This is a genomic window from Alicyclobacillus mali NBRC 102425 (assembly GCF_001570745.1).
GTDB classification, from domain to species: domain Bacteria; phylum Bacillota; class Bacilli; order Alicyclobacillales; family Alicyclobacillaceae; genus Alicyclobacillus; species Alicyclobacillus mali.
This window is the reverse complement of the sequence record NZ_BCSG01000001.1, coordinates 160850-184642: the sequence shown is the minus strand read 5'-3', so window position 1 is coordinate 184642 and position 23793 is coordinate 160850. Positions and strand designations below refer to the sequence as shown.

The window sequence follows — 23793 nt, the reverse complement described above, 5'->3', positions numbered from 1 at the left end:
CAGATGTTAACGTGCGCACGTGCGAGACAAATATGCACCTACTCGTCGCCTTCCTCCTCATCACCCGTGTCGAGATTCGTGTACACGGTCTGCACGTCGTCGAGCGACTCGAGGGCCTCGACGAGATCGTACACCTGCTCCAGAGCATCCTCCGGCAGGTCCATCTTCGTCGACGCTTCATACGTGAGGGATGCCTCTTCGTAAGGGAGCCCTTGTTCCTCGAGGCTCACCCGAACGGCGCGGAAGTTCTCCGGCGTCGTCTTCACGACGTACGTGCGGGATCGCTCCATCACGTCCTCGGCTCCTGCCTCCAGGGCCACCATCATCAGGTCATCCCCGTCCACCTTGTCCTTGGGCACGACAATCTGGCCGAACCGCTGAAACATCCACGCCACCGCGCCCGACTCAGCGAGGTTCCCACCGTGTTTGCGAAACAGGTGCCGGACTTCCGCCGCCGTTCGGTTGCGGTTGTCCGTGAGGATCTCGATCAACAGGGCCACCCCGTGCGGGCCATACCCTTCGTAAAGCAGCTCCTCGTAGGTTACGCCTTCAAGCTGCCCGGTGGCTTTGGCAATCGTCCGTTGGATGTTTTCCATGGGCAGGTTGTTCGCCCGCGCCCGCTCAATGGCGACGCGCAGCCGGAAGTTGGTCTCAGGATTGCCTCCGCCCTCGCGCGCCGCTTGATAGATGTCCTTGGACAGCTTGGTGAACAGCTGCCCGCGAATGGCGTCCTGCTTGCCCTTGCGCCGCTGAATATTGTGCCACTTCGAATGTCCTGCCATGTCCATTCACTCCAAGCATCAAGTTCCCCAATCGCGCAGATATCGAAAGTCGAGGCCGATGGTGCGCCCCGACAGCTTGGCGATGATCGGCATGCGCCGCTTGTACTGATTGCGCCGGACGCGATCGACGATGGCCCGCACCAGGCGCTCCGGATAGCCGCGGCTGACGATCTCGTCCGGCGACATCCGGAGGTCCACCCACTGGTAGAGGATCTCGTCCGCCTCGTCGTACGAGAAGCCGAGTTCCTTTTCGTCGGTCTGATCCGCCCAAAGATCCGCGCTCGGCGCTTTCTCGAGGATGCTCCTCGGCACGCCGAGATGCGCAGCCAGCTGGCGAACCTGACACTTGTACAAATCCCCGATGGGATTGAGCGCGCTCGCCATGTCGCCGAACTGCGTGCCGTAGCCGAGCAAGAGCTCCGTCTTGTTGCTCGTGCCAAGCACGAGTGCGTTCATGGCGGCAGACAGATCGTACAGCGTGACCATGCGCTCCCGCGCCATGCGATTGCCGCGCCGGAGCGCGTTCGCCTCGTATCCGAGCGCGCGATCCACCTGAGCAAAGTACGCGTCCACTGGCGCGGTGATGTCGATGACCGTGTGCGCAATGCCGAGGGCCTCGACCACCTTCATCGCGTCCGCGAGGCTGTTCGGGCTGCTCGTGCGGTACGGCATGAGGACGGCGTGCACCCGGTCCGGCCCGAGTGCGCGGGCCGCGAGAAACGCCGTGAGCGCCGAATCAATGCCGCCGGACAGGCCGAACAACGCCTTCTGGAAGCCCACCTTCGTCACCTCGTCGCGGAGAAACCCTGTCAATACCGAGGTGACGAGCGAAGGATTCAACGCAAGCCTCGCCTCAATCTCCGGTTTCATCGGTCGACCTCCTGCGCACAGCCTCCTGCATCTCGTCAAGCACCAGGCGAACGCGTTCATCTCGCATCAGCGGCGTCGTGTAGCGCGCGCGGCGCACCATGTGAAAGTCGAGATCAGCCACGACGAGCGCGCGCTCCGACGCGGGTCCCTCGGCCACCCATTCGCCGTCTGGCCCCATGACCCCGCTGCCTCCGTAAAAATGCACGCCGTCCTCGTAACCGACCCGGTTGGCGAACACGAAAAAGCATCCGCACAGCTGCGCGTACACCTGGAGCAGCTGCCGCCAGAAGGCGTGCGAACCGAAGTCGGAGGCGGCCATGGTGTTGCGCCAAGGACTGGAGGCTGGCACGTAAATCACGGACGCCCCCTGCACAGCCAGAAGGTAGGGACTCGAGAGATGCCAAGCGTCCTCGCAGATGAGAACGCCGGCTTGTCCGCCTTGCGCTGAGAAGGTTCGGACGCGATCGCCCGGCGCAAAGTAGCGTCGCTCGTCGAACATTCCGTATGTAGGAAGATACAGCTTCCGGTGCCGGTGCACGAGGCGGCCGCCGGACGCGTAGGCCGCGGTCACAAAGAAACGACAATCGTCCGCTTCTTCCACGAAGGAAAACAGCACATCCACAACCCGGCTCGCCTGGATGAGGCGCTGAATATCCGGGTGACTCACATGGCGCGCCACTTCGAGCGTGAGATCCTGCGTCTGGTAGCCGGTGAGTCCTAATTCAGGAAATACGATCACCTGCGCGTTGGCTTGTCTCGCCTCGTTCACGTACTCCAGATGCTGGCTCACATTCGCGGACACGTCGCCCAGTTTGGGCGCGAACTGCGCAATGGCGACGCGGTACGCCGACCAAGCCACGTCCATTCCCCCACCCGTCGACTTCGTACCCAAACAGTATACATGGTGCGCCGGGCAAACGGAAGAAAGCGCCTGGCGGCGGATTGGCTGCGTATCAGGCATCCAGCTCGCGCAGCCAGGCGTCGTGCAGGCGAGCTCGCTCCTCTTCGCGCCTCACCGCATAGCGAAGCCGCCACACCCGGCGCTCAGGTTCTCCCCCGCGAAACGCCTCCGCCAGCGCGCGCAGGGCGATGTCGGGCCACGCGCCGAGCCTCACGAGCGACACGAGCTCCTCATCGCCCAGCTCCGCCGCCTGCGCGTAGGTGAGCCAGAGCCGCCGATACGCGCTCTGACAGAGAGGAACCAGATACGCGACGTGGCTCACCCACTGAATGGGGTCGGCGAACGGATCGTCGTAACCGGCGTGATCGAAATCGATGAACATCACGCTTCCGCCCGGTCCGACGAGCACGTTGTGGGGCGCGAGATCGCGGTGACAGAAGGCGAGCGGGCGCGTCCCGTCCAGGTAGGAAGCGTACACGGCGCGGGCGCGAGCGGCGATGCGATTCAGCGAATCGGCAATCTCGGCCTCGACCGGCATTCCCTTCAGCCGTTCGAGGAGCTGCAGCTTCGCTCTCCACTTGTCCCGAAGCGTGGCGGCTGCCAGGGCGCTATCCAAACCGCCCGGCGGCGCGGCGCGCTGAGCCCGCGCGAGCGCGCGGGTGACAGCGAGCCGCTCCGATTCGTCGCGCACGTCGACATGCCGACCTTCCAGCCACGGCTGAAGATAAAACCAACCGCCGCGCCCGTCGGATGCCCGCATGGTGCCGGTGCGTGTCGCAAGCGGCATGGCGGCCGCCACCCCGACGCCTGGATAGTGGCGGAGGACGTCGGCGAGCGCGCGAAGGCGCTCCTCACAGTCCTGGGGACGCGCGCGCTTCAGGATATACCGCGACGCTCCGGCGACAATGCCCCAGACCGTGCGCTTCTGGACAATGGCATCCGGCACAATGCCATAGGCTCGACGGACGAGATCGGCCATTTCACCGGCGTCCATCACCTATCGTTCCCCACGCGCACGACGAACGGCTTCGACCATCCCTCTTCGTCGGTCTCGGGCACCAGTGGATCGACCTTGCGGTAAGGATGATGCATGTGCGGGCCCCCGTCGTACCCGAGGCCGGGTGGCATCTCCTGTCCCGAGATGTCCGAAAGGCCATCCGTATCGCCCGGTTCCTCGTAATCCGGCGCTTCCACCGCGTGCGGAGTCCACGGTTCCACGCCTTCATCGGGCATCACCTCCGGAGGCTGCTGCAGCGTGCCCTGATGGCCCTGACCTCCAAAAAGGGCGCCCGCGTCGCCATCTCCGGGAAGCTGTGGTGCCGACGGTGCCATGCCGGGCGACGGCATCCAGGCACCCGAATGACCCTCGGTCATGCCCGCAGGCATCTGCGGCTCATTGCCGAGCGGCACATACACAACAAGCCCCGGTGTCAACGCCCGTCCCGCGAGCGCCGGATTCAGATGCTCGAGATCGTCCACCGCGACGTTGTACCTCTCGGCGATGGTTGCCCAAGTCTCCCCGGGCTGCACCGCATGCGGCCACACATAGCCGAAATAAGGCTTTGCCACGGTCTTGGTCGACTTGGACTGCGTCTTTTTCGACTTTGGCTTGGACGAGGTGCCCTTTCCGAGTTCAGGGATGACAATCGTCATGCCTGGCGTGATATCGTTGGCGTTTTGGATCTGCGGATTCGCGGCGAGAATGAGGGGCAGGCGCACGCCCGTCTTGCGGCTGATCTGATACAGCGACTCCCCCGGTTTGACCACGTACTTTTTCATCCTGGCTCCAACCTCCTAGGCTTTCGCGGAAGCTAGAGCAGTATATGCGCAAGCCTACGACGTGGCACCGGTTCCGCCCGGAAAGACGACGTTTGGCACAGGACCGCTCATGATGATATACACGACGGGCGATCTCGCCGTCACATGCACGGGCGATCGGACAAGCGGCGTCATCGTCATGACGTCGGCGGTCAACTCGAGATAGACGATGTGCACGACCTGGTTTACGCCTTTGGTCGCGACGTCCGCGTCAAGACGCGCGTGGACAGCGCCCACGAGGGAAAACGACACCGGAAGCGTGGCCGTGTAACCGGCGAGAAGGGAACCCGAAAGCGCCTGCAGCACTGGAAGTTCGAGGGTCTGTCGCCGAAGGGTGTGGAGGCGAGTTTCGCTCGCGTGGATGGCCTCGTTCTGAAGCTTCGCGAGTTTCGCCATGTCCAACGTCACGATGGAGAAGGCTTGGCCGCTGACCGCGCGCTCGACGCGAATGTCCACCAGCGCCTTTCCATCTGGGTACGACGAGAGAACCTCGCCCATAGCCTCGTTGAGGGCTTCTGTCGCGACGCGCGTGGCGAGCGAAGTCGAAGCCGTGCGAACCATGGGGGCGAGCCTCCACTCGAGCCACGCGATGAAAAAGCCGATCACGGCAAAGCACGACAAGGAAACGCCGAACCATCGCCGCGCGGGTTGGCGCCGTCCCTGGGCGCGCGCTTCTCTGCCACGTCTGGTGCGCCCAGGGCGAGGCACAAAGGATTTCGGCACCGCCGTCACCCCCTCGTCCATACCTACGCGGGCGTGGGACGGCGAATGCTTCACCATGTGGATGCAACGTCAGTCGATGCGCAGGCGAACGAACTGCCGCTTGCCGCGCTGCAGCACGTCTCCATCCTGGGGGCCATAGTGCCAGTCCGTGTCCGTCACCTTGTTGCCATTGACGCGAACGGCCCCTTCCTGAACGGCTCGCCGAGCATCGCTGTTGGATTGGGCCAATCCAAGTTCCACGAGCCACTTGACGATCCACTGCGCTTCACCGGCCACGCGGCGCTCAGGGATGTCGTCCGGCAAACCGCCTTTTTGAAAGACGGTGCGCCAGTGTTCCACGGCCTCGCGCCTTGCCTCCATCCCGAGAAAGCGCTCGACAAGTTCCTCAGCGAGCTGCATCTTGGCGTCGCGTGGGTTCATCCGGCCTTCCTCGACTTCTCGTCGCATCGCCTCGATTTCCTCCTGCGGCCGGAGCGACAGCAACTCGAAGTATTTGAACAGCAGGCTGTCCGGTACGGACATCAGTTTGCCGAACATGTTGTTCGGCTCCTCGTTGACGCCGATGTAGTTGCCGAGGCTCTTCGACATCTTGTTGACGCCGTCCAGCCCTTCCAACAAGGGCAACATCACCGCCACCTGCATGGATTGGCCGAACTCGCGCTGCAGATGTCGGCCCATCAGCAGATTGAACTTCTGATCCGTGCCTCCAAGTTCAACGTCCGCGCGCAGATGCACGGAATCATAGGCCTGCATGAGTGGATAGAAAAATTCGTGGACGTGAATGGGGCGATTGTCCTGAAACCGCTTCTGAAAGTCCTCACGCTCAAGCATGCGCGCCACCGTGATGGTCGAAGCGAGCCGAATGACTTGAGCGAAATCAAGCGGCGCCAGCCAATCACCGTTGTAGACCACCTGTGTCTTGTCGGGATCGAGGATCTTGTACAGCTGGGCCACATACGTCTTCGCGTTCTCAGACACTTCTTCGGCGGAAAGCTGTTTGCGCGTCTCCGCCTTGTCTGTGGGATCTCCGATTTGTCCGGTAAAGCTGCCAATCACGAGAAACACCTGATGACCAAGGTCCTGAAACTGGCGCAGCTTGTGCAGCACCACAGTGTGCCCCAAGTGTATGTCGGATGAAGTGGGATCAATCCCGAGCTTGACGCGCAGCGGACGGCCGGTACGTACCGAGTCCCGCACCTTTTCCACCAACTCGTCTTCGGGGACAATCTCGGCCGCCCCGCGCCGAATAATGGCCAGTTGGCGGTCCACCTCCGCCTCCTGTTCCGGAGTCAACACGGTCTCGTCAGCCACCTGATTCGCTCCTCCTACGTCCGTTCCTGAGGTGTGTCGTTTCGGCGCGCCCGCGCTGAAACTCAGTGTCCCCACAATAGCATATCGCGACCTGTTTTTCACCGGCAGACCGCGACAGAAGCGGAGTATGGCGCGTCTATCGGCGCGCATGCTAACCGTACGACCACCTCGCACAAGGCGGTGTCGAACGCGAAATGCGTCCCATGATGTCCAAATTTGTCGTGTGATATAATCGTGCCACAAAGGAGGGCGATGGGTGTGAACGGCAAAAATCGCCGTCCAACGGGCCGCGCGGACCAACCTCCCGCCAAACCGCGCTCCAAGCCCAAACATCCGGTGCTCCGCCACACGGCGCGAGGCGTGCTGCTCGCCGTGGGCAGCGCGTGCGGGTTTGGGGTGGCCTTTGGTGTGGGCTACGTGGCGTCCATGCTTCGCGGACTGCCCAAGGTGAACGCCGCGACGTTTGTCAATAACAGTGCGGCTTCCGTGGTGTACGACGATCAGGGTCGCGTGATCGGCCAGTTTGCCGGGGATGGCGACCGTCAGCCCATCGCCTCGCTGAATCAGGTGTCGCCCTACCTCGTGCAGGCGTTCGTCGCTGCCGAGGACAAGACGTTTTTCACCAACATGGGCATCAACCCGATGGCCATGGCCCGCGCATTCGTTCAAGATTTGCTCGGCCACCGCATCGAATCCGGCGCGAGCACTATCACGCAACAGACGGTAAAGCTCGCCGTCTTCCCAGAGCAGGAACGCACGCTGAAGCGCAAGATTCAGGAAATCGCACTCGCGGTCGAAGTCTCGCACGTCCTCAGCAAAGACGAGATCCTCACGGACTACATGAATTGGGTCTACATGGGCCGCATGGGCACGGATACGGTGTACGGAGTCAAGCGGGCGTCTGAGATCCTGTTCGGAAAGGAGCCGAACGAACTGTCTCTCGCGCAGGCCGCTCTGCTCGCGGCTCTGCCCAACAACCCGTCCTATTTCTCGCCGTACCAGTTCCCTCAGCACGCCCTGATGCGGCAACATTACATCTTGGATCAGATGCTGGCCAATCACATGATCTCCAAGCAGGCGTACGATGCGGCGTATCGCGAGGACGTGCTGAAGACGCTGAAACCGCCGCCGATGACGGGGCTGCCGGCGCACCCGTATCTGCTGCTGGATGAGGTGAAGCCGCTCGTCATCCAGGATCTCGTGCGCGCTGGCGTTTACGACAACGCGCAGGAAGCCGAATCGGCGCTTCCGGTGGCTGGACTCAAGATCTACACAACCATCGACCTGCAGATGCAGCAGGACGTCGAGCGCGTACTGAGCAATAATCAGCTGTTTGCGGGCACGGACAAAACCTATCGGCTGCCAAACGGGAAGACCGCGACGGATCTGTATGAGGCGGGCTTTGCCATCGTGGACAATCATACCGGCGCCGTGCTTGCGGTGGGCGGCGGGCGCGATTATCTCCGCGACGCCATCGATCACGCCGATATCCCGCGTCAGCCAGGATCGTCCATCAAGCCGCTCCTCGACTACGGTCCAGCCATCGACACGGGGCTCATCACAGCCGCGTCCGAGATGTACGACGCGCCCACGCGTTTTCCCGGCGCCGCAAACCAGCCGCCGTACGAGCCCCATGACGACGAACCCGACTTCGCCGGCCTTATGACGGCGCGCGTCGCGCTGTACGAATCGCGGAACGTGCCCGCCATCGACGTGCTGTCCGTGCTCACGCCGCAGGTGGGGTTCTCCTACCTCAGCAAACTGGGGCTCGGGCCGGGTGCCACGACGTGGCTCGGCCAGCCGACCGTCGTCGCTGACGACGAACATCACCTGGCGGCCGCCATCGGCGGGCTGGACAACGGCGTCACGGTGCTGCAGATGACAAGCGCATACTCCACCTTTGCCAATCAGGGCGTCTGGCACCAAAGCTACCTGATCCGCCAGATCACGGACGCATCGGGCCGCGTCCTGTACCAGGTCGATCCGGCCACGCATCAGGTGTACTCACCGCAGACGGCGTACATCATCACCAACATGCTGCACGATGTCGTCTACCACCCCGGCGGCACAGCGACGGCCGTCGGCGCGCGCTTCCCGGGCCAGTGGATCTCCGGCAAGACGGGCACCACAGACTCGCTGGGCGACGGATGGTTCATTGGGTACACGCAGGATTACACGGCCGGCATCTGGATGGGGTATAACAACCATGAGCCCATCGATCCGTCCAATTACAACCTGAAATTCACGCTGTGGAGTGACATCATGGCGCCCATTCTCGCCACGCATCCCGCCAAGACGCCTTGGCCGGTGCCGCCGGGCATCGTCTTCCGAACAGTGTCCTCGACGAGTGGGCTTTTGCCGACTCCACTGTCGAAAGCGTTCGGGGGCACCGAAACAGATCCGTTCGTGCAGGGGACCGAGCCCACGTCCTACGACGACGTCGCGGTGCAGGCCAAGTACACCATCGTGGGCGGAAAAAAGGTGCTCGCCACCACGCGCACACCAGCATCAGACGTCGAGGTGGGTACGTTTATCAAACTGCCTACAGCCCGGATTGTCGACTGGGAGCACAAGATTCCAAACGGCCTGACCGCGGACACCCCTTATCTTCTGCCGTCCGCGCTTGATCCGCGCGGCGGCGCACCGCTTGATGCCGGTACCGCGCCGAACCTGACCAATCCTGCTCAGCTTCAAGCGCCGACAGGCCTTTTTGGCTACTACGACGGCGCGGAGGTGTGGCTCGGATGGAACAGCGTACCGGGCGCGTCGCAATACATCGTCTACCGAGCGGCCGGGTTGGACAAGCCCTACCGGAAGATCGGCACGAGCACCTCAACCAGTTTTGTCGACCCGTCTCCGCCGCAAGGCACATCGGTGGTGTATTACGAAGTCATCGCTTCCTCGAACCTGTCACTGTCCATGCCGTCGCGAGCTATCGCAGTGCCGCTGTTGCCGCCTGGTGGGACGGGCAGCAATGAGACGGAATCCAACGCGCCGAATACGCCCAATGCTGCCGACGAGCTCAACTCATCACTGGCCGAAGGCCTTCCGTAAGAAGGCGCGGCGTCACGTGCGCACATGCACGACCGTCGCGCCGTCGCCGCCTTCGCCTGGCCCGGCCGCTTCGCTCGATTTCACGTGCGGATGCTGGCGCAAATACCTGCGGACGGCGTTCCGAAGAGCGCCAGTTCCCTTGCCGTGGATGATCACGACCCGCGATATGCCGGCGACGACGGCGTCGTCCAGGTATTTGTCGATGCGGCTGATGGCGTCGTCCACCGTCTCGCCACGCACATCGAGTTCCATGCGCACGTCCTTTGTACCTCGGAAGCGCGCGACTGAAGGAGCGGCTGTTGGCTGTACCTCGCCCACCACTTCCAGGTCGCGAGCATCGACCTTCATCCGCATCGCGCCGAGTTGCACCACCGCCGCCTTGCCGTCCTGGGCTACCTCCACCACGTCGCCCTTCTGCCCCAGAGACAGCACGCGCACCCGTTGCCCCGGGCGCACCTCCGCCTGCGCCCGCCTTGTCGGCGCGGCTCGCTTTTCGCCCGGCTCCGCGGCCTCCAACCGCTTCCGAAGTTCGACCAGTTCGTGGTCCTTCACGCCGGTCCGATCCCGCAGGCTGCGAATCTCGCGGATGACGTCGTCCGCTTCCCTCCGGGCTCGTTCCACCACGTCGCGAGCTTCCCGCAGGGCCTCGGTGCGCAGCGACTCCTTCGCATGCTCCCACGCGGCCTTCTGGCGGGCGAGGTCCGCCGCTTGATCCCTTGCTTCGCGCAGCGCTCGTTCGGCCTCATCCCTCAGCCGCTCCGCTTCACGGCTTGCGGCCTCGAGCTTCCCAATCAGTTCCTCGACGTGAATATCCGACTCCGCCACGTGCGATCTCGCTCGCTCCAGAATCGTCTTGGGCATCCCCAGCCTTTCCGCGATGGCGAGGGCGTTCGAGCGGCCCGGCACGCCCATCAGCAGGCGGTACGTGGGCCTGAGCGTCTCCACGTCAAACTCCATGCTCGCGTTTTCAGCGGCAGGATTGCGGAAGGCGTAACCTTTGAGTTCCGCGTAATGCGTGGTGGCCACCACCCGGGCACCCGCCGACGTGAGCTCGTCCAAAATCGCGATGGCAAGCGCCGAGCCTTCGGCCGGATCGGTTCCCGCCCCGAGTTCGTCCAACAGCACGAGGCTGTCTGGCGTGACGCGCGCGAGCATGTGGATGATCCGCCGCATATGAGACGAAAACGTGGACAAATTCTGCTCGATGCTCTGCTCGTCGCCGATGTCGACGAACACGTGCCGGCAGAAGCCGATATCGCTCTCGCGCTTCGTGGGCAAGAACAGGCCCGACATCGCCATGAGCGTGAGCAGGCCGATGGTCTTCAACGTGACCGTTTTTCCACCCGTGTTCGGCCCCGTGATGATGAGCAATCGGAATGGATCGCCGAGTTCGACGTCAATCGGCACGGCGTCGCGGTCCAACTTTGGATGCCGAGCGCCGTGCAGCCGCCATACCCCATCCGTCAGTTGCGGCCGCTTCCCGTCGATCCGCCGAGCGTACGCCGCTTTCGCGAACACAAAGTCCATCTCCGCCGCGACACCGAGGTTCTGCAAGAAATCGTCGGCCACCTGTGCGACAGCCGCCGCCAGTTGATACAGGAGCCGCTCCACTTCTCGCTCTTCCATCACCTCGATCTCGCGCACCCGTTCGCTCAACTCCACGATGGCGCGCGGCTCGATGAACACGGTCGAGCCCGATGACGACACGTCGCGCACAATCCCGGGGACCTGGCCCTTGTGCTCCACCCGAACCGGCAGGCAGTAATGTTCGCCGCGCATCGCGATCACAGGCTCCTGCAGGTATTTCGCCTGCGTGCGCAGCAGGCGGTCCAAGGCCGCCCGAATTTCCCCCTCGCGGCGGCGCTTCTCGTCTCGCAAGCGGAGAAGCGCCGGACTGGCGTGATCGATCACCTGTCCTTCCTCGTCCACCACTTGCCGAATTTCCTGCTCCGTCCGGCGCAGATCGGCCATCGGCGCGACCGTGCCTGCCAGTCGCGGAAAGTCGCCTGCCTCTTGAGCGCGTTCCACGAACTGCCGCATGGCTCGCATGCCAGCGATGCAGCGAGCAAGCCGGTTGGCCTCATCGGCGGAAAGTGTGCCTCCCCGCTGGGCGCGTTTCACGGCGTCCTCCAGCGATTCAATGCCCGCGAACGGCGGCGCACCCACGCGATACAGCATGCGAACCGCCTCATCCAAACGCGCGAGTTCATCTTCCGCATCGGCGCGCTCCGCAAAGGGCGCCATGCCGCTCGCGCGCACCCGCCCGATGGAAGTCTGTGCACACTTGGCGATCTCGCCGCGCACAAATTCAAATTCCAACGCGTCCAGCGCGCGTTCGTCCATGTCCCGCACTCCCATACACTCGAATCCAAAATTCCCACCGATCTTACCACATAGGGTGGCGTCTCCCGAACGATGCTATAGCTCAGAAGGGGGGATATCCGTGAACGTGCTTGGCCATGTCGTCCGATTCATCGTGTCCGCTCTCGTGCTGCTGTTTGTCGGCCACATCGTGCCAGGATTCCGGGTGATGGGCTTTTGGCACGCCATTCTCGCCGCCATCGTCATCACGCTGCTCGGCATGGCGATGGAGGCCATCTTCGGCCGCCGCATCTCGCCCTACGGCCGAGGCATCATCGGGTTCATCTGCGGCGCGATTGTGATTTACGTCGCGCAGCTGTTGGTCCCCGGCATGCACGCGAGCATTTTGGGCGCACTGTTGGCGTCGCTCGTGATTGGGATCATCGATCTGTTCGTGCCGACGAGCCTCAGGGGCGGTCGTCACGAGGAGTAAAGGCCGGATGAACGGCAACGGGCGCAGGTCCTATCACCTGCGCCCGCATCATGCGTGAACCCGGCTCTTTCCCGGCAGCACAGCCGCAAACCAGTTCGACACCGCGTGCTCGAACGACGGACTGTCCAGCATGCGACAGATGGCCGATCTCGCCACCTGTCGTTCCACGGCCGGCGTTTTCACGAACGGCAATACCAACGCGATCACGTAGACAAACACGGCCGCGAGGAGCAAACCTGCGATAAGCCCCGCCATGCGGTTCAGCCCCGACAGCACCGGCAAGCTGAACAGCGCATCGACAAGCCCTGCGGCGTACCGAATCATGAGAAACACCACGACGAACACAAGGGCGAAGGAAATCGCCCCCGACAGGTTGCCCAGGACGAACGAAGTGAGTGAGGACGTCGACGAGCCCCCGTGCGGCAGCCCAAGGCGCTCAATGGCGGGCGCCACATAAGGCCGTGCCCAGTACGACACAAGGTACGCAATGACGCCCCCGAACAGCCGCATGATCTGCCGAACGAACCCCAGGCGATACCCGTTCACGGCGCCGAGCAACAGGACAGCCACCAGGGCGAGATCCAGCGCGTCCCACGTCACGACGACGAACGGCCTCCCGTCTGCTCCTCCAGCAGCGCCAACAACTCCTTGTAGTCTTTCCGAAGCTCGTACAGCTCATCGGCAAGGTTGAGCGCGGCCAGCACCGCAATTCGACGCTCATCCATGTACGAAGCCGTCGCGGCGATTTCATTCATCGTCCGATCCACCATTTTGGCGACTTCCTGGATCCGCTCCTCCGGACTCGTCCCGCGCACCGTATACTCGACGCCATGGATGACCACCTTCACGCGATTGACCTTTGCGCCTTCCTGGTTGTTGTCCATCCATGTCCCGCCTTTCCGTCATGGCAGCGCAAGAACGGCCGCCGGAATCCTTTCGTACAACATTTCTCGGCGTCATCCGGATCTCCTGCTCCGCGCGGCCTACGCGCGCAGCTTTGCACCAAACGCTTCCTCCCAGGCGCGCAGGACTGCCACCACCGCTTGGTCGATCTCGGCGTCTGTCAGCGTCCGCTCGTCGCTCTGGAACCAGAGCGCGACCGCCAAGCTCTTATGGCCTTCCGGCACGCCGACGCCCGTGTACACGTCGAACACGCGGACGAGACGCAGATCGCCGCCATCGCCAAGCGTCCGCCAGGCCGAATCGATCAGCGCCTGCGACTCCAGTTCACTCGGCACCACCACGGCGAGATCGCGTCGGCTCGCAGGATGGCGTGGAATAGGGCGCACACGCACGTCCGAAGAGGCGAGCGAGAACAGGCGGTCGAGATCGAACTGGGCGTAGACAGCGCGTTTCACGTCGTACGCCTCGCCCACGTCGGGGTGCAACTCGCCCAGGAACCCCACGGGCGCCCCGTTCACTTCGATGGACGCCTGGCGACCGGGATGGAGGTAGACGTGCTGGCTCGCCTGATACGCCGCTCGGATCCCGAGGCGCGCAAGAAGCGCGTCGCATACGCCCTTGGCGTCGTAAAAGTCATAAGGGCGCGGGCGCTCGAAGGGATTGCCCTCCGTCTCACCGAACCACAGCATGCCGAGGACCTGCTGCTCTTCCGGCAATGCCTGCTGCGGCCAGGACGACGCGAGGAACATCTTTCCGACCTCAAAGATGGCGCCACCAGGAACTTGGTGCGCCAGGTTGTGTCTCGCCACCTCGGCGAGGCTCGGCAGCAGGTGGCGGCGAAGCACCCGGCGATCGTCGGACATGGGCCGCAGGAGCGCCACAGGCACGCCGCTTGGCGCAATTGGCGCTTCGGCCTCGGGCGACGTGAGGGCGTAGGTCCGCACTTCGCAAAGCCCCCAATCGACGAGCGCGCGCCTCACCTTGCGCACGATCATGAGGTGACCGGACGACTCCGGCGCTTCCACCGGCAAGCGCATGGACGTGGCGGGAATGTGGTGATACCCGTAGAGCCGAGCCACTTCCTCGTACAAATCGGCCGGCGCCTGGATGTCCGGGCGCCGCGTCGGCACTTCCACGCGCCACGCGCCCTCTCCGTGCTCGACGCCAAAGCCGAGAGCCTCGAAGCACGCGCGCATCTCTCCCTCGGGCACGTCGACGCCGAGAAACCGAGCACACGCATGCGGCGAGAAGGAGATGACCGTCGGCTTTGACACGTCGGCCTGCGGCGGGACGCGGCGCGGCGCGCCGACGGGGCGCGATCCCGCCAATTGAACCAGGAGCTCAGTGGCACGGTGCAACGCGCTCGAGACGGCGGCCGGATCGACGCCCTTTTCAAAGCGCTGCTGGGCTTCCGATCGAAGCGAGAGAGCCTGACCCGTTCTCCGAATGGAGGCGCCGTCGAAACGGGCGGATTCGAGCGCAATGCGGCGCGTGGATGGGCCAATTTCGCTGTTTTCGCCGCCCATCACGCCCGCGAGCCCAATGGCCTTCTCGGGATCGGCAATGACCATCATATCGGGCGTTAGGGCGCGCTCCTGACCGTCGAGCGTCACGAGCCGTTCGCCCTCCCGGGCCTGTCGCACGACAATGGTGCCCTGAGCGATGGCGTCCGCGTCAAAGGCATGCAGAGGCTGGCCCCACTCCAGCATCACGTAGTTCGTCACGTCGACGACGAGATCGATGGAGCGGACCCCCATGGCCAACAGCCGCATCTTCATCCAGAGCGGCGTCTCCCGGATTTCGGCGCCGTCGAGAAGCTGGGCCTCGTACCGCGGGCACCTCGGCGTCTCGAGGCGCACCTGAAGCGGAGATTCGCCGTCAGCTTCCGGGGCCGCAACCGACGCGGGAAACCGATGAGGCCGCCGCAGGATGGCGGACAGCTCGTGCACCAGGCCGCGGATGGAAAGGCAGTCGCTCCGGTTGGGCGTGAGGTCGAGATCGAACACGACGTCGTCCAGGTGAAGATGCGGGACGACGTCCGCGCCGAGCGGCAGGTCCGCGGGAAGGACGAACAGCCCCTCCGCATCCCGTTTGGGCAGGTACCGAGTCTCGAGTCCGAGCTCGTCCGCCGAACACAGCATGCCGTGCGATGACACGCCGCGAAACTCCGCAATTCGGATTTCCACGCCGCCCGGCAGCTTCGCCCCGGGCAGTGCGACCGGCACCACGAGCCCCGGCGCGACATTCGGCGCTCCGCAGACAATTTCGAGCTGTCGGCCACCCACGTCCACCTGGCACACCTTGAGCCGATCCGCCTGCGGGTGCGGACGCACGTCGAGGACTTTGCCGATCACGACCCCCTCCACGCCGCGATTCAAGGGATCGACCGCGTCCACGGCAAGGCCCGCGCTCGTCAGGCGATCCGCGAGGTCAGCTGGCGATAGACCCGCGAGATCGAGATATTCGGCCAGCCATTTGTACGATGCTCTCACATTGCCACTCCCTTATCGGCACGCGTCAGGCGTGACGGAACTGTCGTAAGAAGCGCAGGTCGTTCTGGTACAGCATGCGGATGTCGGAAATGCCGTAGCGCAGCATCGCGATGCGCTCGGCGCCGAGGCCAAAGGCGAAACCGGTGTAGCGCGCGCTGTCGTAACCCGACATGTCGAGCACCCGCGGGTGCACCATGCCTGCGCCGAGGATTTCGATCCAGCCGGTCCCCTTGCACGTTCGGCATCCGGCACCTCCGCACGAGACGCAGACGAGATCGACCTCGCAGCTTGGCTCGGTGAACGGGAAGTAGCTCGGACGCAGTCGAACGCGCTGAGACGGGCCAAACAGCGCTTTGGCGAACGCCTCGAGGGTCCCCTTGAGATCCGACATGCGGATCCCCTCGTCCACCACGAGGCCCTCGATCTGCGTGAACTGGTGGGAGTGCGTCGCGTCGTCCTCGTCGCGGCGATACACGCGGCCCGGCACGATGACGCGAATCGGCGTCCGCCCCCGCATGCGCTCCATCGTCCGGACCTGCATCGGGGACGTGTGCGTGCGAAGCAGCCATTCCTCCGTCAGATAGAATGTGTCCTGCATGTCGCGCGCCGGGTGATCCTTCGGAATGTTGAGCAGTTCAAAGTTGTAGTGGTCGGTCTCCACCTCGGGACCTTCCACGACCGAGAACCCGAGGCTCATAAAGATGTCCTCGATCTCCTCGATCACGCGCGAAATGGGGTGCATCGCGCCGAGCGGCACCTCCCGGCCCGGCAGCGTGACGTCAATCCGCTCGCGCTCGAGCCGAAGGGCCTTCTCCTTCGCCTCCATTTCGGCCTGCCGCGATCGCCACGCCTGTTCGAGTTCCTGGCGCACGCGGTTCAGCGCCTCGCCGAGCGCGCGCCGATCCTCGGGCGCGAGGCTCCCCATCGCTTTCGACATTTGACTGAGCGCGCTCTTCTTCCCGAGGACCTCGATGCGCCAATCGTTCAGCGCCTTCGAATCCGAGGTGTTGGCGAGGGACGCCATGGCCTCATTGCGGATGGTCTCCAACTCGTGTCTCCAGGTATCGCTCAACCCGTCATCCTCCTCACGCCGCTCCATGAGCCGGCCTGACCTCACAACACGAAAGAAGCAACTCGCCTGTCCGACGAATTGCTCCGCGCCATCTGGGTAAACGCCGTGGTGGCTCATTCAGGGAAGCCATATCGTAGCATTGACCGGCCGCCCGCCATCGGGCAGCCGCCAACGACCAAAGGAGGCGCATGCGCATGTACGGGATTTTCGGCGGTTACACGCAGTGGGCAGTGGTGTTTCTGATCATCTTCGTGCTGTTCTTCCTGCTCGTTCCCGCTTACGGCGCCGTGGCAACCACCACCAACACGGCTCCGGCTGTCGTATACTGATGCCTGTTGCGCCAGGGAAATCGCCTCGTGCCCCTGGCGCTTCTTCATGTATCTGTCCATACGCCGCACGTTTCGACCCACCGAAGCGCGCGGCTCACCTCATCCACCACAATATTCACGTGGCCCATTTTTCGATCTCGCTTGGCCTCCGCCTTGCCGTACAGGTGCACCTTCACCTGCGGCGGAAAATCGCGCATGCGCGCGAGCAGAGGCTCCACATGCTGGCCGAGGACATTGACCATGACCACGGGCGAATACAGCTTGACATCGCCAAGCGGCAAATTGCAGATGGCGCGGACGTGCTGCTCAAACTGGCTTGTCGCGCACGTGTCAAGTGTGTAGTGGCCCGAGTTGTGCGGCCGCGGCGCGAGTTCGTTGATCAGGATCTCCCTTTCGCCGGTCACAAACATCTCCACCGCAATCAGGCCGACAACGCCGAGCGACTCCGCCACCTGCCGGGCGACCTCCTCTGCGCGCGCGATCACGTCCTCCGCATACCGCGCAGGCACGATGGACATGTGCAGGATGTGTCGCTTGTGAATGTTCTCGGCCGGCGGAAACGCCCGCACCTCGCCGCGCCGGTTGCGCGCGACGATGACGGACAGCTCGCCCTCGAACGGCACGTACGCCTCCGCAATCAGCGGATGGTCGTCAAAACCCGCGGCTCGGTGGTGGTCGATAGCTCGAGTCCAATCCCGCGCATACGTTTCGAGCTGCTCCCGCGAACGGACCATCCACTGGCCCTTCCCGTCGTAACCTCCCCGACACGTTTTGACCACCATCCGCCCGTCAAACCGCTCGAATGCCTCGTCGAGATCGCGCAAGGACGAAATCGGCAGAAATGGTGTGACCGGAAGGCCGCGCTCGGCCAGCGTGGACTTCTCCCGCACCCGGTGCTGACAAATGGACAACAGCTCGCTGCCCTGGGGCACGTCGCAGGTCTCAGCCAGCGCGGCGGCGACCGCGGCGCTCACATTTTCAAACTCGTACGTGACGAGATGGCACTGCGACGCGAGCCTCCGCGCGGCGTCCACGTCGTCGTAGGCCGCGACCACCTGACCGTCCGCGACCTGGGCCGCCGGCGCGTCCGGCGTGGGATCCAGCACGCGAAACCGGTATCCCATCTGCCGACCGGCGAGGGCCATCATGCGGCCCAACTGGCCGCCGCCGAGAATGCCGATGGTGGCAGGCGGCAGGACGGCGTCAGCGTTCGATCGCGTCTGCACCCGGATCGCCCCCTTGAAGCACCTGGTCGCGGATGGACTGTTGCCGCGCTTCCAATCGAGCGGCGATCTCGGTGTCCGTCACCGCGAGAATGCGCGCCGCCATGAGCCCCGCGTTGACCGCCCCCGCGCGGCCGATGGCCATGGTGGCCACCGGCACGCCGCCGGGCATCTGCACGATGGACAGGAGCGAGTCAAGGCCGCCGAGCGCCGACGTCTGCACGGGCACGCCGATCACAGGCAGGGTCGTCTTGGACGCCACCATGCCGGGCAGGTGGGCGGCGCCACCCGCCCCGGCGATGATGACCCGAATGCCGCGATCCCGCGCGGAAGCCGCGTATTCGAACATGAAATCCGGCGTCCTGTGCGCCGAGACCACCCTGCGCTCGTGCGGAATCTCGAGCTCGTCCAACACGGCGCACGCGTGGCGCATCGTCTCCCAGTCGCTCTGGCTGCCCATGATCACGCCGACGCGCGGCTGCGTCATAACCATCCTCCTCGCGCTCGCTGCATCAGGCAAGGGTGACGTCCTTGCACAGATACACGTCCTGAATGAGATTCAACAGCTTCACGCCCTCCGCCATCGGGCGCTGGAACGCCTTGCGGCCAGAGATGAGCCCCATGCCGCCCGCCCGCTTGTTAATGACGGCCGTGCGGACCGCCTCGGCGAAGTCGTTCTCTCCCGACGCGCCGCCGGAGCTGATGAGCCCAATCTTGCCCATGAAGCCGTTCGCCACCTGATAGCGGGCGAGATCGATGGGATGGTCGCTCGTGAGTTCGGTGTACACGCGCTTGTCGATCTTGCCGTAGCTCGACTGGCCCATGTTGAGCGCCTGGTACCCACCGTTGACCTCCGGGAGCTTCTGCTTCACAATATCCGCCTCGATGGTCACGCCCAGGTGATTCGCCTGCCCGGTCAGGTCGGCCGCCGTGTGGTAGTCGACGCCGTCTTTGACAAACGAGGGGTTGCGGAGATAACACCAGAGCACGGTGAACATGCCGAGCTCGTGCGCCAGCCGGAACGCCTCGCTGACCTCCTGGATCTGGCGCGTGGATTCAGGCGAACCGAAGTAAATGGTGGCGCCAACGCCCGCGGCGCCGAGATCCCACGCCTGCTTGACAGACGCAAACATGATCTGGTCGTACTTGTTCGGATAGGTCAAAAGCTCATTGTGATTGAGTTTCACAATGTAGGGAATTTTATGCGCGTACTTCCTGCTGGTCAAGGCGAGGACGCCGAGCGTCGACGTCACCGCATTGCAGCCGCCTTCGACGGCGAGCTTGACGATATTCTCCGGATCGAAGTAGTCCGGATTTTTGGCGAAGGACGCCCCGGCAGAATGCTCGATTCCCTGATCCACCGGCAGGATGGAGACATACCCCGTGCCGGCGAGCCGTCCGGAGGAGAGCAACCACTGCATGGAGCGCAGAACCTGGTTGTTCCGGTTGGAATACAGGAATACGTCGTCCACCGTCGTCGGAGAAGGCGGTGTCAGCCGCTCCTTCGGAATCGTCCTGCACTCGTGATTCAGCAGGTAGTCCGCCTCATTGCCCAGATACTCGCGAATTTGCTCGATCACGCAATCGACCCCCTGGAGTTGGTCGGGCGCTCCAAACCGGAGCTGTCCCGCTTGTTAGTTGGATAGAATCTCTGCCAGCTCGCAGAGCTCCTGCGCAGGCTGGCGCACGGCCCCGAACACCTCGTCAAACGGCACCGCCACGAGCGCTCCGTTCTGCGTGGCGGCCATCACCGCGGTCTCGCCTTTGAGGAGGAGTTCGACTGCGAAAGCGCCCAGCCGACTCGCAAGGACCCGGTCCGACGCCGACGGCGCGCCGCCCCGCTGCACGTGCCCCAGTACGGTCACGCGCGTGTCGAACCCGGTCTGCTCCTCGATGTACTGCCCGACGTCCACCGCGCGCGCCGCACCTTCCGCGACGACGATGATGGAATGCTTTTTGCCGCGGGAGACACCGCGCTGAAGCTTTGCCACCACATCCTCGAGGCTGAACGGCACCTCGGGGATCAGCACACTCTCCGCGCCGCCCGCGAGCCCAGCCGCCAGAGCGATGTGCCCGGCATGCCGGCCCATCACCTCGATGACATACGTCCGCTCGTGCGACGTGGCGGTGTCGCGAATCTTGTCGATGGCCTGAATCACCGTCTGCACCGCCGTGTCGAAGCCGATATTCGCGTCGCACGCGCCGATGTCGTTGTCAATGGTGCAGGGCACACCGACAGTCGGAATGCCAAGTTCGCTCAGGCGCTTGGCGCCTCGAAACGAACCGTCTCCTCCGAGCACGACGAGGCCCTCGATCCCGGCCTCGACGAGGCGCTCATACCCGCGCCTCTGTCCCTCTTCCGTCATGAACTCCTTGCAACGCGCCGTGAACAAACAGGTACCGCCGCGCTGAATGATGTCGCCGACGGATTCGATGGGCATGGGACGAAAGTCTCCGTCCAGCAGGCCCGCGTATCCCCTGCGAATGCCGACGACCTCCAGGCCGTGGTAGATGGCCGTGCGAACCACGGCGCGAATGGCCGCGTTCATGCCAGGCGCGTCGCCCCCGCTCGTCAAAACGCCTATCTTTTGAATGGCCAACACCCCCAACGAGGACACCTTCATGGTAGACGACGATCGCGATTTGCGCAATGAACTGCGCTTGCGTGGGGCCCCATGGCTCAACCGGTGTTGCGCAGTCCCGCGGCGATGCCGTTGATGGTCTGCAGCGCATCGGCCAACTCGGCCTCTCGTTCTTCGGATGCGAGGTTGTCCGTGCGCAGATCGGCCAACAGCCGCACCTGAAAGAACGACAGCGGATCGACGTACGGGTTTCGAAGCGAAATGGACTCCCGGATCACCGGCCGGTTGTCGAGCAACTGCTCATAGCCGGTGATGGCGAGCACGGCGCGCTCCGTCCGCGCGTATTCCTCTTCGACGAGCGGGAAGATGGCTTCTCCCGCCTCCCCGGCCAACTGTGCATATTCCCGTGCGACGAGCATGTCCGCCTTGGCGAGCGCCATCTGCAGATTGTCGACCAGCGTCCGAAAGAACGGCCACACTTCGTACATGCGGCGCAGGTCTTCGAGCGCTCCGGGATCCTCCTGCCTGACCGCCTCCATGGCGCTGCCGAAACCGTACCAGGCGGGCAGCAGATGGCGGCTTTGCGTCCACGAGAACACCCACGGGATGGCCCGCAGATCCTCGATGCGCGCCGACTGCGAGCGCCTCGATGGCCTCGACCCAATGTTCATCTTGCCGATCTCGTCAATGGGCGTCGCCCGGTGGAAGTAGTCGAGGAACGCGGGATGCTCGAAGACCAGCTTTCGGTAGGCGCGAAAGCTGATTTCCGAGGCTCGGTCCATCAGCGCAAACCATCTCGGATGGCGCTTCGTCCACTCCTCGGTGTCCTCTCGCGTCGCGCCCACCAGCACAGCCGCCGCCGAAGACTCAAGGGAGCGTTCCGCGATGCCCGGATGGCCATACCGCTGCGAGATGACCTCGCCCTGCTCAGTGATTTTCACGTGCCCCCTGAGCGCTTCCGTGGGCTGGGCGAGAATGCTCTGCTCCACCGGACCGCCACCTCGTCCCAGCGCGCCCCCGCGGCCGTGAAAGAACTTGATGCGCACGCCGTATGATTCCGCCAGGCGAATGAGGTCCTTTTGCGCCGCGTACAACGACCAGTTGGCCGTCAGATAGCCGCCGTCCTTGTTGCTGTCTGAGTAGCCAAGCATGATCTCCTGCTGCGATCCGCGCATCTGCAGATGGCGCCTGTACACTGGATTTTCGAACAGCGAGCGCATGATCCCCGCCGCGGATTGCAGGTCCTCAATGGTCTCAAACAGCGGGACGACGTTCAGATCGCTTTTCGGCGGGGCCTTCGGCCCATCCGGCCAGCCGAACAAGCCGGACTCCTTGGCCAGGAGCAGCACCTCAAGCAGATCGCTCGCCCCCTGCGTCATGGAAATGAGGTAGTCCTGCACGCAACGAGGCCCAAAGGTCTCGTGCCCGCGCCGCACGCAGTCGAACACCGCCAGCGCCTCGTTGGTCAGCTCGGAGTATACGTGATACGGATTGCGAATGGGTCGCGGAGACGCGAGGCACTCGGACAGGACGCGCACGCGTTCCTCTTCGCCAAGCGAGGTGTAGTCGTCGACGAGTCCCGCCGTCTGCAAGAGCTCGGCCACGGCCTGCTCGTGCACGCCGGAATGTTGACGGATGTCGAGCGTCACCATGTGGAAACCGAAGATGCGCAGCTGCAAAAGGAACGGTCGGAGCCACGCATCCACCATGCGCCCGCCCCGGTGATGTGCGAGCGATCTCGCCATCCGCTCCACGTCCTCCATCATCGCTTCGGGCGACGCGTAATCTGGGCCGTCCACCCGCTCTCCGTGCAACCGACGGCGGGTGTTGGCGAGCCGCTCGATCATCCGGTTGATAAGCGCCCGGTATGGCTCGTCGTTGTCGCCGTCGAGCGCCGCAAGCAGGTCCCCGTCCGCGCCCGCCCGGTCCACGGACACGCTCAAATCCCGCCCGAGTTCTCGCAACTTTTGCTCATATTTGTTCAAAGCGAGATCGCAGTGGAGGACGAGGGTCTGCCAAGTGATGTCGGCCGTGACATTCGGATTGCCGTCGCGATCTCCTCCCATCCACGATCCAAACCGGATCAGCGGGGGCAGTTCGAGCAGCTGACGGCCAAACTGTTCTTCCACGGCCTGCTCCAGCTTTTGGTGTACGCGAGGAAGGACGTCAAACAGGATCTGGTCGAGAAAGTAGAGTCCATTTCGGACCTCATCCAACACGGTGATGCGCTGCTTGCGCACGGAGCGCGTCTGCCACAACGCGACAATCTCGGTTCGAATCTGCTCGCGCAACACGTCGAGCTCTCTCGGCGTCTTGCGCGGATCGTCCATTTCCTCGAGGAAGGTGGCTATTTTCGTGTGTTTGTCGAGCACGGTGCGGCGCAGGGCCTCGGTGGGGTGCGCGGTGAGCACGAGTTCCATTCCGACCTCTCGAAGCAGGGCCTCGATGTCGTCGGCGGTCATGCCACGGTGTGCCAGGGTGCGCATTGTCTCGCGAAAGGAACCGCGCAGCACCTGTTGCGAGCGGTCGTAGTCGCGATGGCGGCGGAGCCTGTGGTTCTGCTCCGCCAGGTTGACCAGCTGAAAGTAGACCGAAAACGCGTGAATCACGTCGTTCCGGTGCTCGGGCTCCACGGCGGACACGGCCGCCTGCAGCGCCGCGCGCGTTTCGGGCGACGGTTCCGCGCGAAAGGCCTTGGCAGCGAGGCGAATGGATTCGACGTGATCGAACACGCGCTGGCCGCACTGCTCAACTAACACCTCTCCCAGCAAATCCCCGAGAACGCGTATGTCCCGGTGCAAGGGTGCGTCGTTCGCCAACGAGATACCCTCCTGTCCTCTCCACTCCAAGTGTCGATTTTCTCTAGGATCTCCGTATCAGGTTACAACGGCCCGAAGCTTCGCGCAACGAATGCTCGTCCCAAAACTGAGAAACTTCGC

20 protein-coding genes are annotated in these 23793 nt (G+C 63.7%); 3 read left to right on the top strand and 17 right to left on the bottom strand.

Translation table 11 applies throughout. The features are described 5' to 3' along the window. Positions 1 to 38 precede the first annotated feature (38 nt). The 7 genes from AMA01_RS00900 to tyrS all read right to left on the bottom strand — a co-directional run bounded on the left by AMA01_RS00900 (position 39) and on the right by tyrS (position 6405). Positions 39 to 782: a YebC/PmpR family DNA-binding transcriptional regulator gene (locus tag AMA01_RS00900; protein ID WP_067845882.1), complete on the bottom strand. Its 744-nt coding sequence runs from the start codon at positions 780 to 782 to the stop codon at positions 39 to 41. A gap of 18 nt (positions 783 to 800) precedes the next feature. Then, a complete protein-coding gene (locus tag AMA01_RS00895) occupies positions 801 to 1652 on the bottom strand; it encodes an NAD+ synthase (RefSeq protein ID WP_067845879.1) in 852 nt (283 codons plus the stop codon). Then, the gene (locus AMA01_RS00890; RefSeq protein ID WP_195868172.1) at positions 1636 to 2517 is read right to left on the bottom strand and encodes a nitrilase-related carbon-nitrogen hydrolase; all 882 of its coding nucleotides are present in this window, start codon (positions 2515 to 2517) and stop codon (positions 1636 to 1638) included. The genes AMA01_RS00895 and AMA01_RS00890 overlap by 17 nt, the downstream gene beginning before the upstream one ends. An 88-nt stretch (positions 2518 to 2605) precedes the next feature. Further along, positions 2606 to 3547 carry an aminoglycoside phosphotransferase family protein gene (locus AMA01_RS00885; RefSeq protein WP_067846117.1) on the bottom strand — a complete coding sequence of 314 codons (942 nt, stop codon included), beginning with the start codon at positions 3545 to 3547 and terminating at the stop codon, positions 2606 to 2608. Continuing rightward, complete coding sequence (locus AMA01_RS00880; RefSeq protein WP_067845873.1) at positions 3547 to 4332, bottom strand: LysM peptidoglycan-binding domain-containing protein; 786 nt, start codon at positions 4330 to 4332, stop codon at positions 3547 to 3549. The genes AMA01_RS00885 and AMA01_RS00880 overlap by 1 nt, the downstream gene beginning before the upstream one ends. 54 nt (positions 4333 to 4386) lie before the next feature. Continuing rightward, positions 4387 to 5094 carry a sporulation protein YunB gene (locus AMA01_RS00875; RefSeq protein ID WP_231862760.1) on the bottom strand — a complete coding sequence of 236 codons (708 nt, stop codon included), beginning with the start codon at positions 5092 to 5094 and terminating at the stop codon, positions 4387 to 4389. Positions 5095 to 5163: 69 nt separating this feature from the next. Next, positions 5164 to 6405 (bottom strand): tyrosine--tRNA ligase, encoded by a 1242-nt coding sequence (gene tyrS / locus AMA01_RS00870; RefSeq protein ID WP_067845870.1) that lies wholly within the window; start codon positions 6403 to 6405, stop codon positions 5164 to 5166. A 258-nt stretch (positions 6406 to 6663) separates the two neighbouring features. Between tyrS and AMA01_RS00865 the strand changes: the two genes are divergently transcribed. Then, on the top strand, positions 6664 to 9459 hold the full coding sequence (locus AMA01_RS00865; RefSeq protein WP_067845868.1) for a transglycosylase domain-containing protein: 2796 nt from the start codon (positions 6664 to 6666) through the stop codon (positions 9457 to 9459). Positions 9460 to 9471: 12 nt separating this feature from the next. On the opposite strand, the gene AMA01_RS00860 is transcribed toward AMA01_RS00865, so the two are convergent. Continuing rightward, a complete protein-coding gene (locus AMA01_RS00860) occupies positions 9472 to 11802 on the bottom strand; it encodes an endonuclease MutS2 (RefSeq protein ID WP_067845864.1) in 2331 nt (776 codons plus the stop codon). Positions 11803 to 11902: 100 nt separating this feature from the next. Between AMA01_RS00860 and AMA01_RS00855 the strand changes: the two genes are divergently transcribed. Then, on the top strand, positions 11903 to 12253 hold the full coding sequence (locus AMA01_RS00855) for a phage holin family protein (RefSeq protein ID WP_067845861.1): 351 nt from the start codon (positions 11903 to 11905) through the stop codon (positions 12251 to 12253). A 48-nt stretch (positions 12254 to 12301) separates the two neighbouring features. Here AMA01_RS00855 and AMA01_RS00850 read toward each other — a convergent pair whose 3' ends face one another. The 4 genes from AMA01_RS00850 to pheS form a co-directional block, all read right to left on the bottom strand. Continuing rightward, positions 12302 to 12853, bottom strand: coding sequence for a CvpA family protein (locus AMA01_RS00850; protein WP_067845858.1), 552 nt, complete (start codon positions 12851 to 12853; stop codon positions 12302 to 12304). Beyond that, positions 12850 to 13137 carry a cell division protein ZapA gene (locus AMA01_RS00845; RefSeq protein ID WP_008337626.1) on the bottom strand — a complete coding sequence of 96 codons (288 nt, stop codon included), beginning with the start codon at positions 13135 to 13137 and terminating at the stop codon, positions 12850 to 12852. The genes AMA01_RS00850 and AMA01_RS00845 overlap by 4 nt, the downstream gene beginning before the upstream one ends. 99 nt (positions 13138 to 13236) lie before the next feature. Continuing rightward, positions 13237 to 15648 carry a phenylalanine--tRNA ligase subunit beta gene (gene pheT, locus AMA01_RS00840; RefSeq protein WP_067845855.1) on the bottom strand — a complete coding sequence of 804 codons (2412 nt, stop codon included), beginning with the start codon at positions 15646 to 15648 and terminating at the stop codon, positions 13237 to 13239. A 25-nt stretch (positions 15649 to 15673) separates the two neighbouring features. Continuing rightward, positions 15674 to 16747: a phenylalanine--tRNA ligase subunit alpha gene (pheS, locus tag AMA01_RS00835; RefSeq protein ID WP_067845852.1), complete on the bottom strand. Its 1074-nt coding sequence runs from the start codon at positions 16745 to 16747 to the stop codon at positions 15674 to 15676. 167 nt (positions 16748 to 16914) lie between these two features. Between pheS and AMA01_RS14170 the strand changes: the two genes are divergently transcribed. After that, positions 16915 to 17049 (top strand): hypothetical protein, encoded by a 135-nt coding sequence (locus AMA01_RS14170; protein WP_268251795.1) that lies wholly within the window; start codon positions 16915 to 16917, stop codon positions 17047 to 17049. A 44-nt stretch (positions 17050 to 17093) separates the two neighbouring features. Here AMA01_RS14170 and purK read toward each other — a convergent pair whose 3' ends face one another. The 5 genes from purK to ppc all read right to left on the bottom strand — a co-directional run bounded on the left by purK (position 17094) and on the right by ppc (position 23673). Continuing rightward, positions 17094 to 18275 (bottom strand): 5-(carboxyamino)imidazole ribonucleotide synthase, encoded by a 1182-nt coding sequence (gene purK, locus AMA01_RS00830; protein WP_067845849.1) that lies wholly within the window; start codon positions 18273 to 18275, stop codon positions 17094 to 17096. Next, entirely contained in the window at positions 18253 to 18759 is a 507-nt protein-coding gene (gene purE, locus AMA01_RS00825; RefSeq protein ID WP_067845846.1) for a 5-(carboxyamino)imidazole ribonucleotide mutase, read from the bottom strand. Before purE ends, purK begins: the two co-directional genes overlap by 23 nt. A 25-nt stretch (positions 18760 to 18784) precedes the next feature. Beyond that, positions 18785 to 19852, bottom strand: a complete 1068-nt coding sequence (locus AMA01_RS00820) for a class I fructose-bisphosphate aldolase (RefSeq protein ID WP_067845844.1) — start codon at positions 19850 to 19852, stop codon at positions 18785 to 18787. A 54-nt stretch (positions 19853 to 19906) separates the two neighbouring features. Then, positions 19907 to 20866 carry a 6-phosphofructokinase gene (pfkA, locus tag AMA01_RS00815; RefSeq protein ID WP_082743856.1) on the bottom strand — a complete coding sequence of 320 codons (960 nt, stop codon included), beginning with the start codon at positions 20864 to 20866 and terminating at the stop codon, positions 19907 to 19909. Between the two features lie 86 nt (positions 20867 to 20952). Further along, positions 20953 to 23673: a phosphoenolpyruvate carboxylase gene (ppc, locus tag AMA01_RS00810; protein WP_067845841.1), complete on the bottom strand. Its 2721-nt coding sequence runs from the start codon at positions 23671 to 23673 to the stop codon at positions 20953 to 20955. Positions 23674 to 23793 lie beyond the last annotated feature (120 nt).

Coding starts and splice junctions, on each gene's coding strand:
- AMA01_RS00900 (WP_067845882.1), bottom strand. CDS start 782: ATGGCAGGACATTCGAAGTGGCACAATATTCAGCGGCGCAAGGGCAAG.
- AMA01_RS00895 (WP_067845879.1), bottom strand. CDS start 1,652: ATGAAACCGGAGATTGAGGCGAGGCTTGCGTTGAATCCTTCGCTCGTC.
- AMA01_RS00890 (WP_195868172.1), bottom strand. CDS start 2,517: ATGGACGTGGCTTGGTCGGCGTACCGCGTCGCCATTGCGCAGTTCGCG.
- AMA01_RS00885 (WP_067846117.1), bottom strand. CDS start 3,547: ATGGACGCCGGTGAAATGGCCGATCTCGTCCGTCGAGCCTATGGCATT.
- AMA01_RS00880 (WP_067845873.1), bottom strand. CDS start 4,332: ATGAAAAAGTACGTGGTCAAACCGGGGGAGTCGCTGTATCAGATCAGC.
- AMA01_RS00860 (WP_067845864.1), bottom strand. CDS start 11,802: ATGGACGAACGCGCGCTGGACGCGTTGGAATTTGAATTTGTGCGCGGC.
- AMA01_RS00845 (WP_008337626.1), bottom strand. CDS start 13,137: ATGGACAACAACCAGGAAGGCGCAAAGGTCAATCGCGTGAAGGTGGTC.
- pheS (WP_067845852.1), bottom strand. CDS start 16,747: ATGGAGCGGCGTGAGGAGGATGACGGGTTGAGCGATACCTGGAGACAC.
- AMA01_RS14170 (WP_268251795.1), top strand. CDS start 16,915: ATGTACGGGATTTTCGGCGGTTACACGCAGTGGGCAGTGGTGTTTCTG.
- purE (WP_067845846.1), bottom strand. CDS start 18,759: ATGACGCAGCCGCGCGTCGGCGTGATCATGGGCAGCCAGAGCGACTGG.